We start from the raw sequence: 16,148 nt of genomic DNA on the forward strand, positions 1-16,148 counted from the left end.
AGCCCGTCGAAACGGACGGTTTCGACGCGGTCCGGCGTCAGGCGCGAATGAGCGCGAGCACCTCGTCGCGGATCTGCTCCATCGCTGTGGCATCCAACGCCTCGACGTTCAACCGCAGCAGCGGCTCGGTGTTCGACGCGCGCACGTTGAACCACCAGAACGTCTCACTCCCGGGAGGATGCGCCCCCGTCACGGTCAGGCCGTCGAACTCCTCGAACTCCGCCCGACCGGTGAACGCCTCGATGATCCGCCTGAGCGCTGCAGGAACATCGAGGACCGTCGAGTTGATCTCGCCCGACTGCGCGTAGGGGTTGTATTCGGACGCGAACTGCGACAGCGGGGCGTCTTGCACCCCGAACTCCGCGAGAACATGCATGGCCGCGAGCATGCCGTTGTCAGCGCCCCAGAAGTCGCGAAAGTAGTAGTGCGCAGAGTGCTCGCCGCCGAACACGGCGCCCGTTGCGCGCATCTCGTCTTTGATCAACGAGTGTCCGACCTTCGTGCGCACGGGGATGGCGCCCACCGCGGCAATGGTCTCTGGCACGATCCTCGACGTGATGAGGTTGTGGATGACGTGGATGTCTTCTGCCTGCTGTGACCCGTCGGCCTGCGCAGCGCGCACCCGGGCGACCTCGCGCACAGCGACGATGGCCGTCACCGCAGACGGATTCACCGGGTCGCCGTTCTCGTCGATGACAAAACACCTGTCGGCATCGCCGTCGAACGCGAGCCCGAGATCGGCGCCGTGCTCCACGACAGCACGCTGCAGGTCGACGAGGTTCGCCGGGTCGAGCGGGTTGGCCTCGTGGTTCGGAAAGGTTCCGTCGAGCTCGAAATACATCGGAACGATCTCGATGGGCAGCGCACCGAGGCCGGCTGCCGTCGACAGCACCGCCGGTACTGTCATTCCGCCCATACCGTTTCCGGCATCGACAACGATGGTGAGGGGCCGGATGCCGTCGAGCGGCACAAGCTGACGCAGGTACTCCGCGTAGTCCCTCAGCACGTCGCGTTCACGGAGCGATCCGGGCGCAGCCACCGGTTCGATGCCCGATCTGACGTAGACGATCGCACGGTCTCGGATCGCTCCGAGGCCGGTTTCCATGCTGATGCCCTGGGCGCCGGCACGCGAGAACTTGATGCCGTTGTAGCTGGCCGGGTTGTGGCTGGCCGTGAACATCGCCGCGGGCGCGTGCAGTTGGCCCGAGGCGAAATAGCTTTCGTCTGTCGAGCAGAGACCGATCAGAACGACGTTGGCTCCTCTGGCCTGTGCACCGCGCGCAAACGCCGCGGCGAAACCGGGAGACGAGTCCCGCATGTCGTGACCGACGATCAGGTCGCCCGCTGCGGCATGCACCTCGTCTGCGAACGCCGCGCCGAGCGCTTCGACGACGGGGGTCGTGAGCTGCGAACCCACGAGTCCCCTGACGTCATATGTCTTGACGATCTGCTGCAGGGCCTCGACGGGCTCGTAACCGGGCTTGCTCATGGCTCTCACGCTACGCGATGTCAGATGACCGCGTGACGGATGACCTGCCACCCCTGCGGAACGCTCAAGCGTTCTGCATGGATCGAGCAGAGGTCGTAGGAGTGCGGCTCACGGCTGATGCCGAGCGGGCCGAGCACCGCCATCGAATCGCCATAGTCATAGGTGAGCGTCGAGACGGCGTCACGTGAGCATCCCACTTTCGAGCACGATCTGTCTAACATCACACCACACCATACAAGCGCGCACCGACGGCTGTGCGGCACCCCGCCGCGAGCGTTCGGATCGTCTTGTTCTGCGACCAGAACGGATGCCGGGAACGGTTGCCGATGCAGCCGCCCGGCAGGGCGCATATGATGAGCCCATGGCCAGACGCACCACTCGCACCGGTCGCCCGCGTGCGTCGTTCGAACGCCGGGCTGTCCGTCATGACCGCCACGGTCGAGCGGCGCGCAGTCTCGTGACCAGGCCCCCTCTGCTGCCCCTCAAGAGCCGCATCGACCTGTTCGACACGACTGTCGCCTCGACCGCTGACTTCTTGCGCAATGCCTGGTCGGAAGAGCTGATCGGCGTTCGGTTTCAGGTAGCCGACATGCCCCCGGGAAGCTGGGGGCCCGCAGACGCCGTTCCCCGTTGGTGGACGAGTGCGAGCGAGAAGCGGATCGTGCTCTTCCGGCTGCCGATCCAGCGGATGAGCAAGTTGCACCGCAACGACGAGATGCACCAGCGCATGATGATCGAAAGCTGTGTGTTCAGGGCCGCTGCCGAGCTGATCGGGAAAGATCCGTGGGACCTCGGTCCCGGGAACTTCTGAATCGAAGCGTCGCGGAGCTCAGCGCGGATAGACGGTGACAGGCGCGGCCCCGGCGCCGGCCGACTGCACAACGAATCCCGACAACGCACCCTCACCGCGATAGACGACCTGGGCGTGAGCTCCTGTCGCTCCACGCAGTGTGTAACCGAGAGCAGGTGACAGCTCGACGGCTCGCGCCTCGCCTGCCGCGAGAGCGAATGCGGTCGCCTCGCCGTCGTCTGGCCGCAGTTCGACCTCGAGATCGGAATCCGTTGGGTTGTACAGGTGCAGACTCGGCTCGGGCCCGGATGCGACGGCGATGGCGGTGACCTCGCCGAGCGCTGCAGACCCCCCGTACCAGGCGAAATCGATGCCGTCGGCATCAACGGCGGTTCTCGCCGCGGCCACCACCGGCTGATCGCTCGTCACCTCGATCGCATAGTATCCGGGCGGCAGTCCGACGAGGCTCACATCGAACGCGTTCCCACCCTGGAGCGTTGCTTGGAGGGGCAGCGGGTTCTCGCCGCCGCCCTCCTTGACGAACGTCAGCTCGACGTGAGCTGTCACGTCGCCGGGTGCGAACAGCCGCACGACCGGGGAATTGTCGTCGTAGCCCTCTCCCCCGCCGAGCGCAGGCGCATCCGACGAGATGACGACACCGGTGAGGTGCTGAGTCGTCGATGGCGCGCTGACCGGGCTCGATGTCTCCACACCGACGGGGGTGATGCCCCGGATGGTGCTCTGCTGCATCGAGGCGTAGACCTGACCGCCTGTCGAGGTGACCTTGACGACGGGAGTCAGCATGTTCGGGGCGAAGCCAGAGAGCGAGAAGAGCCGCTGCTCACCCGCCTGCACGATGATTCCGGCAGAGCCGGGAGCGTCGATCGCCCCGTTCTCGCTGAAGATCTCGAGGTCGACCGTCGCGTCGGATTCCGTGGGGTTGGTCAGCGACAGAACGCTCGAACGCCCGGTGTCCGTCGACCCGGCCACAAGCCAGCTTTCGGCAGCCGGCTCACCGCAGGCCGTCGCCGTGTATCCGCTCAGGTCTCCTGTTCCGGCCATCTGCGACTGGGCACCGGCGATCAGGGGCGAATCTGCGTCCTCCGTCGAGTCGACGCTCATAACGATCGGTGATCCGAATGTCGCCGCACTGCTGTTGTTCGGCGACTCCACACCGCCCAGTTCCGCCTCTGCCGCTCCGCCCGTCGCCACGGTGACGTCGGGCGTCGCGAAGGCCGAGAAAGAGCCGTCAGCGCCCAGGGTGACAAGAGCTCCCGGGCAGACGCGCGTCTGATCGGCTGCGATGGGTGTGACCTCGATGCTCGGTACGGCAGCCTCGACGGTCGGAAGGGCCAGATGACCGGCTGTGGTGATCGCCAGAACGGCGATCCCCACGCCGGCGACTCCGGCGATCATCTTTCCGGATGCTCTCGCGATGCGCCGCCTATCGGCCATTGTCGTTCTCCGGGTCTGTGTGTGGAGGGTCGTCGGTGCGCTCGACGCTCGCAGAGGTGCGCGGCCCGGCGTCGTCCGGCTCCCGCTGCGCTGCCGGCGGGGGCCAGGTCGCTCCCTGGGGCGTATGCGAGCCCATGTCCGCGCGCGCGTCGGCACCGCTTGCCGTGTCGGCGGTCCCACCCGTCTCACCCGTGTCGGCCGCACCTGCACCGCTTGCCCTGTCGGCGGTGTCGGCGGTGTCGGGCGCCTCGCCGGTGTCAGCCCGGCCAGGCGTATCGGCCATGTCCGCGCTTTCCCCCGTATCGACGGCGTCAACCGTTCGGGCCGTCCCGACCGTGTCGGCGCCTGCCGTCTCGGCTGTGTCGGCGCCTGCCGTCCCGACCGTGTCGGCGTCATCGGCCGTCGGCTGAGCCGCCTCGTCTGTGTCGAGGGGCGCAACGGATGCAGTATCGGCGTTGGCCTCGTGCGAGGTGTCGTCTGCGTGCTCACGAGCGTACTCCCGCTCGAGGGCCCTCTCCGCCTCGGATTCAGCGAGGTCTTCTGCGCGTTCGGCGGCCGACCGGCGGCGGGGCCGCTCGAGTTCAGAGGGGCGGCGACCGACGGTCCGCGGGGTCATCTCGGCGATCCGCCTGGACGCGGCCGTCGGCACGGACAAGAGCAGCGCGATCCCGAAGACCACAGCCAGTCCGATGGCGACGAGCGCGGCCATCCACGGCATCCGATCTGTGGAGTCTTGTGCGACGACGTCTCCGTCGAAGCGCCAGAGCGTTCCGCGGTCTGTCGGACCGACATGAACGAGTGCGGGGTTGCCGTCGAGGGCTGCGGATGCGACGGCGGCGCGCTGTGCGGCGTCAGGGCTCTCTGCCGCATCGGCGCCCGGCGGGGCGAGAAGCACGAACCGGAGACCGAGCTCAGACAGAAGGGGCGCGGCGTCGAGCCCGCTCTGCGCGACGAGGTTTCCGGTGAGCTCTGCGATCTGCTCATCAGCGCCTGTCACGCGGGCGGTCGTCGATGCGACCGTGGATCGCTCGTCGAGCATAAGCCCGGCGCCCCTCACGATGCGGGCGACAACACCGCCGTCTGCCTGGGGCGCGATCACGAGTGTGCCCTGCGCAGGATCCTGCTGGGCTGCCGCCGTGACGTAGGCGGGCAGCGTGCGATCGTTCGCCGCGACGACCTGCGAGTGGCCTGCGGGCACCATGGCGGCAAGCGGGGTGACGGCCAGAACCGAGAGCACGGTCACCACGATCGCGGGAAGGGTGCCGGCGCGTCGCAGGCTGTCGAGCGCGACGATCGCCGCGCCGGAGACCCCGAGCCAATAGAGTGACAGCCCGGCGCCAGACCAGATCGGCACCGTCGAGGAGCCGTCGACGACGAGGCTCAGGTGCGCCGCGCCCACTGCCGTCACAAGGCCGAGCAGGCCGGTGACCAGCAGCACCGCGGCGCGCAGGCTGCCGGGCAGGAACAGTGCAGAGACGGCGAGCACGGCGAGCGGTGCGAGCAGTATCGGCGCGGCGAGCGAGGCCCAGATGCCGTCGAACTGCAAGGTCTCGGCGACGACAGCCCACCCGTTGTTCCCGGTGGGGAAGCCTGTCGACAGCTGCCAGCCACTCGCTGCGGACCACGCCGACGCCTGCCCGGGGTCGGCGAGCAGCTGCAGCCATGCGCCGCGCAGCACGCCCTGCTGCCAGATGAGCGGGGCGAACAGTGCGGCTGACGGGATCAGCAGCCATACAGCCCTGGCCACGTGTTTGCCCGCGACGGCCACGGCAACGACCCACAGCACAACGAAGGCGGGTGTCAGAGAGGGCGAGGCGGCGAGGGTCGCCGCGAGCAGGATCGATGCGATTCCCGCTGCTGCCCACGATCGCGCGGCCACGACGCCCGCGAAGAAGACCCACGGCAGGAGCAGGTGTGCGATCACGGCGGCCGGACGTCCGTCGACGAGCGCAGACCAGAACGTGGGTGCGACGGTCCAGAGGATCGCGGCGGTGATGCGGTATCCGCTGCGCTCGGTGAGTCTGGTCGCGGCGAACCATCCTCCGAGGGTGGCGAGCGGCAGGGCCAGCAGCCAGAGCAGCACGAGGGAGTACGACGGATCCCAGAACGTGATTGTTCCGAGAACGGCGAGCACGGCGGCGAACGGATCGGCGGCCCCCGCGAACCCGAGGCCTGCCTCATGCCAGACCCAGCCGACATTCCCCCAGAGCTCCTGCACGGTGCCAGAGAGCGGCAGAAGGCCGCCTCCCAGAACGGATGTGGCCGGGAGCAGCGAGAAGAACAGCGCAACGGATGCCACGGCAGAGGCCAGCACCGTCCAGGCGCCCCCTCCTCCGAAGAAATTCAGCTCGGTGCGTTCGACCGTGTAGAAACCTGCGGATGCTTCGCGTCGCAGCCGGTTGCGCCTGCGCACCTCGGCTGCGGGAATGCGGAGCGGCCTGATCGAGGACCAACCGGTGTGCTTGATGCGTTGCAGCGATCGCCTGGCTGTCCCCACCTTGTTTCCGCTGAACGCGATTTGAAAGGCAGCGGCCAGTTCGGCGCCGATGAGTTCGGGCTGTTTGATGACGAGCCGCCAGATCGATCGGATGAAGGCGATCGGCACGAGACTCAGCCAGTGCATCCAGACGACAACGGCGGGAGCATAGACGAGCCTGCGGTGCAGTTGGGCGGCGCGAGCCTGTCGTGCTCGTCTGCGGCGAACGGATGCCCGTGGGGAACGGTTCGTCCCGGCCACGCCGTCACCGCGCACGAACACGGTGGCGCCTGGCACGACCTCGACGCGGTGTCCGGCGAGACGGGCGCGCACGCTGAAGTCGAGCGAGTCGTCTGCAGAGCTCAGCGCGGGGTCGAAGCCGCCGAGTTCGTCCCACACCGTGCGCCGTACGAGCATTCCGGCGGGGGCGACGGCGAGGACGTCGCTCTCGGTGTCGTGCTGGCCCTGGTCCAGTTCGTCTTCGACGAGTGGGACGGTTGTGCCGAGGTACGTGATCGTCTCGCCGAGCGAGACGATGGTGACGCCGTCTGCGGCATCAACGAGTTTGGGGCCGGCGACGGCGACGGACGGTGCGACTTCGAGGGCTCCGGCCAGCCGGGCGAGCACATTCTCTGCGGGTGCCGTGTCTTGGGCGAGCAGCCACAGCATCTCGGATGCCGCGCGGGACTCAGGCAGAACACGAACGCCGGCGGCGACGGCGTCTCCGAAGCTGAGGCGTTCGGTCGAGGTGACGATCTGCGTCACGCCGAACTCCTGCAGCATCTGCAGGGCGGATTCGGGCGCATCACAGGCGACAGCGATCACGGAGTCCGGCTGTCGGGTTTGAGCGGCGAGCGCGTCGAGTGTGCTCTTCAGGTGATCGGAGTCCGTCGACCCCGAGGTCGCTCCGACACCGTTGTGCACGACAAGGATCGCGGTAACGGAGTGGTACATCGCGATAACACTACGTCGGTGTGTGCCGGTGGCCCTCGACGCGCTCGGCGTGGCTTCAAAATCCGGTCAGGAACGCGCTCCGAGGTCAAGCCGGTCGAGACCTCGCCCGTCGAGCACACCGATCCCCTTCGGTGGTCGAGCCTGTCGAGACCTCGGTGGTCGAGCCTGTCGAGACCTCGGTGGTCGAGCCCGTCGAGACCTCGGTGGTCGAGCTTGTCGAGACCGAGCTTGTCGAGACCAGGAGCTCTCAGACCGCCCGCTTCTTGAGTTTGCGGCGCTCTCTCTCTGAGAGGCCGCCCCAGATTCCGAAACGTTCGTCGTTCTCGAGTGCATATTCGAGGCACTGTGACCGCACTTCACAGCTGCTGCAGATGCGTTTGGCATCCCTCGTCGAGCCGCCCTTTTCTGGAAAGAACGCCTCAGGATCCGTTTGTGCGCACAGCGAATCTGCCTGCCATGCGAGAGGGTTGTCATCGTCGACAACCTTTCGCACACCGGGAACCCCCAGCTGCACTGGATCAACGAACCAGTCCTCGGGTACACCAGAGCGATATTCAGGTGACATACCAGCTCCTCCCCATTTGTTACCCGTGCGCCACGCGGCGCATACAAGTAATTACACCCGTGTAGTTCGCTGGCGTCAAGTCGCAGATCGTAAACCCTCAACTCTCAGTTAAGGGTTCTTGAGCTTCTCACCGGCGTGTCGCTCACGCGGGAGCACGGTGGGTCTGGCGCCTGACGCCGTCGTGAGCGACCTGATGCGCGGTGGAGCGCGATGGGGTGAGAGAAGGGGACACGTCGGTTTCTGCCCGTACTGCGTCTGCCGAATGGTGCTGTGCCGGTGCCGGTGCTGAGCCTGGTGCTGAGCCTGTCAAGGCGAAGGCAGCAATCCGGTTGGTGCGGCCGAGGGCGGCCGACAACCCCAGCGCGATGCAGCGCCTGCGCGGGCCATCGCGGAGCGCGACGCGTGGCAGAGACGGGGAATCGTCGGACGCGCCCGAGGTGCTCGGGGTACCTCACACGGATTCGCGCAGCTTTCTGGCATCCCATGCGCTCTGCACCATGTCGGCGAGGGTATGCCTCATGGCCCATTCCAGATCTCGGGCGGCAAGCTCGCCAGACGCCACGATCCGTGCCGGATCCCCCGGCCGGCGCTCGGCGTGTTCCGGCGTGAAGTCGATTCCCGTTGCGTCACGAACAGCTGTCATGATCTGCCCGACAGACACACCGTCTCCTGAGCCGAGATTGTAGGCCGATTCGAGGGGTTCGGATGCCTGCAGGCGCTTCGCCGCGGCGACGTGCGAGTGAGCGAGGTCGGCGACGTGGATGTAGTCGCGCACGCAGGTTCCGTCTGGCGTCGGGTAGTCGGTGCCGTTGATGCGGGGAGTCTTTCCCGTCAGCAGGGCATCGAACACCAAGGGGAACAGGTTGTGCGGGCTCGTGTCTGCCACGTCGGGGTAGCCGGACCCGACGACGTTGAAGTACCGCAGGGAGGTGTGTGCGAGGGGTGTCTCGCCGCGTTGTGCGGTGGCGGTTGCCTGGTCCCGCAACAGCCATTCACCGATCAGTTTCGATTCGCCGTAGGGGGATTCGGGGTTCTTCGGGGTGTCTTCGGTGACGAGGTCGACGTCTGTTGTGCCATAGACGGCGGCGCTCGACGAGAAGACGATGCGTGAGACGCCGTTCTCCTCCATGGCCGAGAGCAGCCGTTGTGTTCCCGTCACGTTCTGTTCGTAGGTGTGCAGGGGTTTCTGCACAGAGACCCCTGCGTACTTGTATCCCGCCACGTGCACAACGCCCGTCACCTCGTAGGAGCGCATCGTGTCGATCAGCAGTGCGCCGTCGAGGATGCTTCCGTGCACGAAGGGGACATCTTCTGGCACGAAGTCACGGTGACCGCTCGACAGATCGTCCAGCACGACCACAGGGATGCCCTGTTCGCCGAATGCCCGTGCGACGTGGGCGCCGATGTAACCGGCGCCGCCTGTGACCAACCAGGTCATATGAGTCTCCTCAGTTCGAGTTCTCGGCCAGCCTACTGACATGCGACCCCGCCGACACAGATGCCACCGACGCCGACACCGGCTGGCACGCACACGCACACGCACACGCGGAGCACCGACGAGCGCACCGCAGCCGACGGGCGCACCGCGACGACCGCACCGCACCGCACCGACGAGCACACACAGGTGTGATCAGGGCGAGAGGTGCGACTTGGTTGCTCCCTACAATCCGGTGCAACGGGCATCCGTCTGTTGTTGTTCGTTCGGCCCAGCGATTGCGTGTGCGCATGGCTGCGTTCGTAGGCTGGTCTGAACCGTCATTCTCACGCAATGGAGCACACATGCCCTTTGAGCCTCTCGCCAGTGACTTCTATGGCTTCGAATCCCTGCTGACCGATCGGGAGCAGGATGCCATCGCCCGGGTGCGCGAGTTCCTCGAGTCGAATGTGCGGCCTGTGATCAATGACTATTGGGAACGTGGAGAGTTTCCCCACGAGCTCATCAAGCCGTTCCTCGAGACGGACGTCGCACGGTTCGCTTTCGAGTCGATCGCTCCGTTCGAGAACTCAGCTGTGTTCCGTGGTCTGGTGTCCATGGAGATGTCGCGGGTGGATGCCTCGATGTCGACGTTCGTCGGGGTGCAAGAGGGTCTGGCCATGGGCACGATCAACGTCTGTGGTTCCCAGGAGCAGCGTGACGAGTGGTTGCCGCGGCTTGGGTCGGGTGAGGTGCTCGGAGCATTCGGTCTCACCGAGCCGCTCTCGGGGAGTGACAGTGCCCGTGGTCTGCGCACGACGGCGACGCGCGACGGCGACGCCTGGGTGCTGAACGGTTCGAAGCGGTGGATCGGGAATGCGACGTTCAGCGACATCACGATCATCTGGGCGAAAGACACGGCGGACGACCAGGTGAAGGGGTTTCTCGTCCGGTCTGACTCACCCGGATACACAGCGACCAAGATCGAACGCAAGATCAGCCTTCGCCCGGTTCAGAACGCCGACATCACTCTTGAGAACGTTGTTGTGCCCGAACGGATGCGTCTGCAGAATGCACGCTCCTTCCGTGACACGGCGAAAGTCCTGCGCCTCACTCGCGCGGGTGTGGCCTGGTCGAGCGTGGGGGTCGCGGTCGGTGCATACGAAGCAGCGGTCGCATATGCCAAGGAGCGGGAGCAGTTCGGCAAGCCGATCGCCGAACATCAGCTGATTCAGGACCTTCTCGCGAAGTGCCTCGGAAACATCACAGCATCGATGGCATTGTGTGTGCGAGTGTCACAGATGCTCGATGAAGGTACACAGCGTGACGAGCACTCCGCTCTCGCCAAGGCGTTCTGCACTGCTCGTATGCGCGAGACGGTGGCCTGGGCGCGTGAGTCGATGGGCGGGAACGGCATCGTGCTCGACTATGAGGCGGCCCGCTTCTTCGCCGACGCGGAGGCCCTGTACTCCTATGAGGGAACTCGCGAGATGAACTCGCTCATTGTCGGTCGGGCCATCACCGGCAAGGCTGCGTTCGTCTAAAGCACACGGCTCCTGGTTCCGTCACGGTCCCAGCGTCTTCCGTTGTGCCACCAGTGCTTCTCAGCCCGACGCCCGCCGCTCGCCGTCTCACCACCACGTCTCGCCGTCCTTCACCACAACAACGGCGTCATGTCGCAAGCAGTTCCGCCTCACGCCGTCGGCGTCAGCCTGCGCATGAGTCGTGTGCGCGATCGGCGTCGCTGATCCGTCGTCGACCCGGTGCCCGGCCGCATGTCTTCTGTGCGAGGGTGAGACTCGACATGATCGATGAATGCCCGGCTGTCGTCGATTGTCGTCTGAAGCACGTCGAACAGCCGTTGATCGCGCTCGTCGTCACCGATGCAGGAGCGGCCGATTCCTTCGATGGCCAATGCGACCAGTTCCTGGCTCTGCCTCGGTGTGAGTTCGCGCGGCACGTGCACCTGATACGTTGCAGCGAAGTCTCGTGCCCACTGTTCTGCCAGAGGTGTGGCGCCAAGTGCCCTGCGGACGGTGTGCTCGACGTCGACCGGCCCGGAACCGCCTCTCCGTTCGAGATAGTCACACCAGACGAGGGCGCCGACCGCCAGGGATCGTTGGCGAGTCACCGAGGCGATGGGGAGTGCGGCAGCCATCGTCTTCAAGGCGATCACGATCTCAAGACGTGGATCGTCTGTGTTGACCCCGATCACCGAGGGAATCAGAGGTGAGAGCCGACTGCGTGCGCTGTCGGAACTGTAATCGTTGACCATCCGTGCCACCTGGGCGAGGGCGTGATGTGTGCAGCTGGGATGATCGCTCCATTTCTCGCCGGCGAGATACGACGCGAACTCCATAAAGCACGCGCCTTTGGCCGGATTTCGATGTTTGCCACGTGACAGCACGGGCATGAGATCAAATTCTGCTGGTGACCCCTTCATTGAGGGCCTCCCCTCGATCGTTCACCGCATTCCATGGTTCACCGCATTCACGCGAGCGGATCGGCATCGAAGAAAGCGGAGAATCATGCCTTGCCTGTATGCGCCCGCGCCCAACGCTTCGCCACTCGTCGTGTTTCACCCTCTACACTGCTCCGCGCCCACGGCAATATCAATCCCCGGCTCTGCCTTCGTTCAACTCTGTTTTCGTTCAACTCTGCCTTCGTTCGATTCCAGGGCTCTGACTTCAACTCTGCTTTGGTTCGACTCTGGGCCCTCGCAAGCACACAGCGCCGATCCGCCGCGTGCACCCGCCGCTCATCCCGCGCGCAGTACCCTGTTCTCTATGCAACCGACCCGCGTTCTCGCACCGCGAGCGCTCTCGCAGGAGCGCCTGTGGGCATCCGGTGTCGGAACCTTCGCCCTGTTCGTCGCGATCGCGGGCGACGGCTGGAGGAACCTGCTCGGCATCTGGGGGTTCACAGCCCTCGCGGTGGTCACCTGCGCGGTCTGCGTCGTCACGATGGTCAGGCGCTCCCGCCGCGACCTGCTCACGTTCAACGTGCACAGGCAGCCCAAGGCGCTCGTCGCGTTTATGGCTCTCGCCGTGGTCTCACTCGCCTGGTCGGCCTATGCGTCTGGCACCGCCATCGCGCTGGTCGGCATGGCGCTCGGGGCGACGGTGGGCGTCTATGCGGCCCTGGCACTGAGCTGGCCGATGTTCCTGCGCAGCTTCGCGAACGCCATCAAATGGATGCTCGGCCTCTCGCTGGCCTTTGAACTCTGGGTGTCGCTGGTGGTCGGGCAGCCGGTGCTGCCGCTCTGGGTCGAGCACCAGGACGATCCGCCGCTGCTCTCGATGTGGTCGCGGAACCTGTTGTTCGAGGGCGGCCGGATTCAAGGCGTCGTCGGCAATTCGAACCTTCTCGGCGTCGTCGCGCTGTTCGGCATCATCGTCTTCTCGATTCAGCTGGCGAGCAGGCGCTCTGCCGAGACGGCGCCAGGCAGAGGCCATGACAGGCGCAGTGGCACACGCGGCAACACGGTCGACGCCGTCACCACCCGCGCCGACCCGAGCGCGCTCCACGCCTCGATCCCGCTGCCCTCGCGCGCCTGGGGCATCTTCTGGATTGTGCTCGCCGTTGTGATGTTCGCGCTGACCAGGTCGAGCACGATGATCATCGCCGCAGTCGTCGCCCTCGTTGTTCTGGCCGCCGCGCTTCTGATACGCCGAACGGCCTCGCCGCGGCAGCGCACGTCGGTCTATCTCGGTCTTCTCGCCCTCGCCGCCGCCGGTCTCGTCACCGTCTCGCTCGCCTGGTCCCAGCTGCTTGAGGCGTTCGGCAAGAGCGCAGACCTCACCGGCCGCCTCGACATCTGGGCGACGGTCACCGAGATGGCCGTCGAGCGGCCGTGGTTCGGCTGGGGGTACTCGAGCCCGTGGGTGCCCTGGGTCGAACCGTTCAACGACCTCGTCCGGCGCAACGGCGTTCTGCAGCTGCACGCACACAACGCGTGGCTCGACGTGTGGATGCAGCTCGGCGTCGTCGGGGTCGTCGTGTTCGCGGCGGCAGTGATGGCGACACTCGGGCGCGCCTGGTTTCAGGCGGTCGATCGCCCTCGCTTCGACCTGCGCGATGACCGCAGCTACGAACCGATCTCGCTGTTCCCCCTGCTGATCATGACCGTGCTGCTCGTGCAGACCTTCACCGAGAGCCGAATCCTCTTCGAGTCGGGCTGGGTGCTCCTGGTGGCGTTCGCCCTCGCCACCAAGCAGCGTTGCATCATCAGCGACTCTCCCCCAGACGGCGCCGTGGTGCGATGAGCCGCACCCCGAGCGTTCCGCCCGCGCGCCGTGATGCCATCGAGACGTTCCTGGCCTCGGCGCAGGTCGCGCAGGCGCTCACCCTGTGCATTCTCGGCACGGGTTTTCTCTCACCGCTGCTCAAGAGGATCGTCGGGTGGCCCGGGCTCATTGCGATCCTCGCGACGCTTGTTGTGGCATCCGTCGCCGTTCTGATCGCCAGGCGCCGCTACCTCGACTGGCACGGTCTGCTGCCGTTGTCCATCATCGCGTTCGTTGCCTGGTGTGGGATCAGTGTGCTGTGGAGCGACTACGAGTGGCTCACCATCCAGGCCTCGCTCTATCAGGTCGCTTTCGCGTTTCTCGGGCTGACCGTCGCCCTGACGCGTGATCTCATCCAGATCGTCCGCTCCGTCGGCAAAGTGCTCCGCGTTGTTCTGACGGCCTCGCTTGTGGTCGAGATTCTCAGCGGCATCCTGCTCGACATCCCGTTCCGGTTCATCGGCGTGAGCGGCAGCCTCGCCGACGGCGGGCCCATCCAGGGGCTGTTCGGAACCCGCAACCTGCTCGGCATGGTCACTCTCATCGCCCTTGTGACGTTTGTGATCGAGTGGCGCATGCGCTCCGTGCCCACGTCTCTGTCCGCCTATTCGATCGCCCTGGCCGCCGCCTGCGTTCTCTTCAGCCAGTCGCCGGTGACTCTGCTTGTCATCATCGTGCTCGCTATCGCGACGGTCTCGTTGTTCGCCCTGCGCAAGGCGAAGCCCGACACCAGACGGATGCTGCAGGCCGGCCTGCTGCTCGTCTCGTGCCTCGGGGTGATCATCGCGTATCTCGCACGCACACGCATCATCGACCTCTTGAACGCGGGCAGCGAGTTCGAGGTGCGCTATCGCACCTGGATCGGGATGTGGCGGTTCATTCAGTTCAACCCGCTCGAGGGCTGGGGCTGGTCAGGTTATTGGAGCGGGGTCGTGTCTCCGTTCTCGATAGTAAACTGGACGAGCGGGCGCTCGACCAACACCGGGTTGAACTCGTACCTCGACGTCTATCTGCAGGTCGGGCTCGTCGGTTTCTTCCTGTTCCTCGTGCTGTGCGGGTTCGCGTTCCTGCGCTCGTGGTTGCTCGCATCCAACCGCCGCAGCGTGACCTACACCTGGCCGGCACTCGTTCTTGTCGCCATTCTCGCCACGGCCGTCGCAGAGAGTTTCGCGCTCGTCGAGTCCGGATGGCTGTTGCTGGTGATCTGCGCGGTCAAGGCGTCAGAGGGCCTGAGCTGGCGCAGCCGGCTGCCCGAGAAACGGCGTGAACCAGTGCCGGTTCCCCAAGAGGACTGACACACGCCTCTCTGCAATACGCGTGCGGTTCTGTCAAGCCCCTCGCGACGTTCTGTCGTTCCCGGTTGTCTTGTTCATAGGCGGGAATGCCGCCCACCACGTCGGTCGTTGACCCTGTTGAGCCACGGTGTCTCTCACCGTGTTCGGCAAAGGAGATCTCTATGAGCAGCACTCGTGATCCACTGCATCAGTTTCTCTCCGGGATGGAGTACCCGGCAGAGAAATTCGACCTCGTTTTCGAGGCGTCGAAGGAGGGCCGCGGTGCGGACGTCGTCGATCGATTGCGGATGCTTCCAGAGGGCAGCTACGACGGTCCCCACGCGGTGCGACGGGCACTGACGAGAATCGAGCTCACGACGAGCGGGATGACGAGGATCGACGCCGTGGCCTGAGCGAGGCTCGCACAGACTCTCGCAACGCCCCTCACGGTCGCGCGGCCACGGGCAACGCGACCACGGGCAACGCGAGCACAGGCAAGCGGGGTCCGGACAGAATACTGTCTGGGCCCCGCTTATATCTTTCTTCACGTCGCCCACCCCGCCGACCCGCGCTGCCCCGGGGCTGGCCAACGTGTTCTGCGTCGTTCCCGCATCGCTCTCGCGCGGCGTCGAGTCCGCTCTCGCGCGGCGTCGAGTCCGCTCTCGCGCGGCGTCGAGTCCGCTCTCGCGGCGTCGATCAGTCTTCTGGCCCGCGCCCCGCATCGAAGCGTTCTTCATACGCGGCCTGAGCCTCTGCCAGCAGACGATCCGAGAGCCGCGCGACCTCGACGATGTCGACCATCAGCGGCTCGCAGTCTGGCCCCCGGCCGACGCACCTGCCCCGCAACACCCAGGCGTGGCGTTCGGGGTTCTTGTCCTGCAGGTGTTTGTATTGGCACAGCTGGCGAGCAAGCCAGTCACGCAGGGGCCGGGTCCACCACGGTTCGGGCGACAACGGGTTCACCGACAGTCCGGGCAGCTCGAGCCCGCTTTCGGTGTCGATGCTCCCCGTGTTCACATCGTGATCGAAGCCGCGTGAATAGCGGATGAACAGCCCGGGTTCGCCCTCGACCAGTTCGACGAGCTCAGCGAGCCGGTCGAAGACGGGCACGTGCGCAGAATCCGACATCCGGGCCTACCGGGCGGGAACACCGACGTTGGCGGCGGGCGGCGCACCGAGCGCACAACGGGACTCACCCGAGATCAGGGCCCTGCGCCCGCCGAGCCCTGCTTCCGTATGGTTCCGCGGCGGCTCATTCCCCTCGAAGCGGGTCATCGGACTGCGAGGCCTCGACTGGTCGGTCATGATGTCAGCACCTTTCTGGCAAGAGCCGTTCACCCCATATGCAACCCGCCGCGAATGATCGCCCACAGGGGGTTGACCGACCGGTGCCCGCGTTGCAGACTCAGCGAAGCATCCGCGACGGGTCGTATGTTCGGCGGCGA

Annotated in this window: 14 protein-coding genes; 5 read left to right on the forward strand and 9 right to left on the reverse strand. The window is 65.9% G+C overall.

All coding sequences use genetic code 11. The features are described from left to right. Nucleotides 1–37 precede the first annotated feature (37 nt). Complete coding sequence (locus tag ACYVF5_RS02860) at nt 38–1,489, reverse strand: phosphomannomutase/phosphoglucomutase (RefSeq protein WP_460943130.1); 1,452 nt, start codon at nt 1,487–1,489, stop codon at nt 38–40. Between the two features lie 20 nt (nt 1,490–1,509). Beyond that, the gene (locus tag ACYVF5_RS02865; protein WP_460943132.1) at nt 1,510–1,710 is read right to left on the reverse strand and encodes a DUF3499 family protein; all 201 of its coding nucleotides are present in this window, start codon (nt 1,708–1,710) and stop codon (nt 1,510–1,512) included. A gap of 140 nt (nt 1,711–1,850) precedes the next feature. Between ACYVF5_RS02865 and ACYVF5_RS02870 the strand changes: the two genes are divergently transcribed. After that, on the forward strand, nt 1,851–2,300 hold the full coding sequence (locus ACYVF5_RS02870) for a metallopeptidase family protein (protein ID WP_460943134.1): 450 nt from the start codon (nt 1,851–1,853) through the stop codon (nt 2,298–2,300). Between the two features lie 18 nt (nt 2,301–2,318). Here the strand turns inward: ACYVF5_RS02870 and ACYVF5_RS02875 are convergent, their stop codons facing one another. The 4 genes from ACYVF5_RS02875 to galE all read right to left on the reverse strand — a co-directional run bounded on the left by ACYVF5_RS02875 (nt 2,319) and on the right by galE (nt 9,167). Next, nucleotides 2,319–3,734 (reverse strand): DUF5719 family protein, encoded by a 1,416-nt coding sequence (locus ACYVF5_RS02875; RefSeq protein WP_460943136.1) that lies wholly within the window; start codon nt 3,732–3,734, stop codon nt 2,319–2,321. After that, a complete protein-coding gene (locus ACYVF5_RS02880; RefSeq protein ID WP_460943138.1) occupies nt 3,724–7,164 on the reverse strand; it encodes a glycosyltransferase in 3,441 nt (1,146 codons plus the stop codon). The genes ACYVF5_RS02875 and ACYVF5_RS02880 overlap by 11 nt, the downstream gene beginning before the upstream one ends. Before the next feature lie 247 nt (nt 7,165–7,411). Next, nucleotides 7,412–7,729, reverse strand: coding sequence for a WhiB family transcriptional regulator (locus tag ACYVF5_RS02885; RefSeq protein WP_460943140.1), 318 nt, complete (start codon nt 7,727–7,729; stop codon nt 7,412–7,414). Between the two features lie 451 nt (nt 7,730–8,180). Continuing rightward, entirely contained in the window at nt 8,181–9,167 is a 987-nt protein-coding gene (gene galE, locus ACYVF5_RS02890; RefSeq protein ID WP_460943142.1) for a UDP-glucose 4-epimerase GalE, read from the reverse strand. Between the two features lie 341 nt (nt 9,168–9,508). On the opposite strand from galE, the gene ACYVF5_RS02895 reads away from it, so the two are divergent. Next, the gene (locus ACYVF5_RS02895; RefSeq protein ID WP_460943144.1) at nt 9,509–10,687 is read left to right on the forward strand and encodes an acyl-CoA dehydrogenase family protein; all 1,179 of its coding nucleotides are present in this window, start codon (nt 9,509–9,511) and stop codon (nt 10,685–10,687) included. A 149-nt stretch (nt 10,688–10,836) separates the two neighbouring features. Here the strand turns inward: ACYVF5_RS02895 and ACYVF5_RS02900 are convergent, their stop codons facing one another. Further along, nucleotides 10,837–11,556, reverse strand: a complete 720-nt coding sequence (locus ACYVF5_RS02900; RefSeq protein ID WP_460943146.1) for a hypothetical protein — start codon at nt 11,554–11,556, stop codon at nt 10,837–10,839. Nucleotides 11,557–11,929: 373 nt separating this feature from the next. Between ACYVF5_RS02900 and ACYVF5_RS02905 the strand changes: the two genes are divergently transcribed. The 3 genes from ACYVF5_RS02905 to ACYVF5_RS02915 all read left to right on the forward strand — a co-directional run bounded on the left by ACYVF5_RS02905 (nt 11,930) and on the right by ACYVF5_RS02915 (nt 15,116). Further along, on the forward strand, nt 11,930–13,408 hold the full coding sequence (locus tag ACYVF5_RS02905) for an O-antigen ligase family protein (protein ID WP_460943148.1): 1,479 nt from the start codon (nt 11,930–11,932) through the stop codon (nt 13,406–13,408). After that, nucleotides 13,405–14,724: an O-antigen ligase family protein gene (locus tag ACYVF5_RS02910; protein ID WP_460943150.1), complete on the forward strand. Its 1,320-nt coding sequence runs from the start codon at nt 13,405–13,407 to the stop codon at nt 14,722–14,724. Before ACYVF5_RS02905 ends, ACYVF5_RS02910 begins: the two co-directional genes overlap by 4 nt. 161 nt (nt 14,725–14,885) lie before the next feature. Further along, entirely contained in the window at nt 14,886–15,116 is a 231-nt protein-coding gene (locus tag ACYVF5_RS02915; protein ID WP_460943152.1) for a DUF2795 domain-containing protein, read from the forward strand. 283 nt (nt 15,117–15,399) lie between these two features. Here the strand turns inward: ACYVF5_RS02915 and ACYVF5_RS02920 are convergent, their stop codons facing one another. Then, on the reverse strand, nt 15,400–15,813 hold the full coding sequence (locus ACYVF5_RS02920) for a DUF6098 family protein (protein WP_460943154.1): 414 nt from the start codon (nt 15,811–15,813) through the stop codon (nt 15,400–15,402). Nucleotides 15,814–15,837: 24 nt separating this feature from the next. After that, nucleotides 15,838–16,008 (reverse strand): hypothetical protein, encoded by a 171-nt coding sequence (locus tag ACYVF5_RS02925; protein ID WP_460943156.1) that lies wholly within the window; start codon nt 16,006–16,008, stop codon nt 15,838–15,840. Between the last annotated feature and the right edge of the window lie 140 nt (nt 16,009–16,148).

The sequence above is a fragment of the Okibacterium endophyticum genome (assembly GCF_054780075.1).

Coding starts and splice junctions, on each gene's coding strand:
- galE (WP_460943142.1), bottom strand. CDS start 9,167: ATGACCTGGTTGGTCACAGGCGGCGCCGGTTACATCGGCGCCCACGTC.
- ACYVF5_RS02895 (WP_460943144.1), top strand. CDS start 9,509: ATGCCCTTTGAGCCTCTCGCCAGTGACTTCTATGGCTTCGAATCCCTG.
- ACYVF5_RS02915 (WP_460943152.1), top strand. CDS start 14,886: ATGAGCAGCACTCGTGATCCACTGCATCAGTTTCTCTCCGGGATGGAG.
- ACYVF5_RS02865 (WP_460943132.1), bottom strand. CDS start 1,710: ATGTTAGACAGATCGTGCTCGAAAGTGGGATGCTCACGTGACGCCGTC.
- ACYVF5_RS02885 (WP_460943140.1), bottom strand. CDS start 7,729: ATGTCACCTGAATATCGCTCTGGTGTACCCGAGGACTGGTTCGTTGAT.
- ACYVF5_RS02925 (WP_460943156.1), bottom strand. CDS start 16,008: ATGACCGACCAGTCGAGGCCTCGCAGTCCGATGACCCGCTTCGAGGGG.
- ACYVF5_RS02875 (WP_460943136.1), bottom strand. CDS start 3,734: ATGGCCGATAGGCGGCGCATCGCGAGAGCATCCGGAAAGATGATCGCC.
- ACYVF5_RS02870 (WP_460943134.1), top strand. CDS start 1,851: ATGGCCAGACGCACCACTCGCACCGGTCGCCCGCGTGCGTCGTTCGAA.
- ACYVF5_RS02900 (WP_460943146.1), bottom strand. CDS start 11,556: ATGCCCGTGCTGTCACGTGGCAAACATCGAAATCCGGCCAAAGGCGCG.
- ACYVF5_RS02860 (WP_460943130.1), bottom strand. CDS start 1,489: ATGAGCAAGCCCGGTTACGAGCCCGTCGAGGCCCTGCAGCAGATCGTC.
- ACYVF5_RS02880 (WP_460943138.1), bottom strand. CDS start 7,164: ATGTACCACTCCGTTACCGCGATCCTTGTCGTGCACAACGGTGTCGGA.
- ACYVF5_RS02905 (WP_460943148.1), top strand. CDS start 11,930: ATGCAACCGACCCGCGTTCTCGCACCGCGAGCGCTCTCGCAGGAGCGC.
- ACYVF5_RS02910 (WP_460943150.1), top strand. CDS start 13,405: ATGAGCCGCACCCCGAGCGTTCCGCCCGCGCGCCGTGATGCCATCGAG.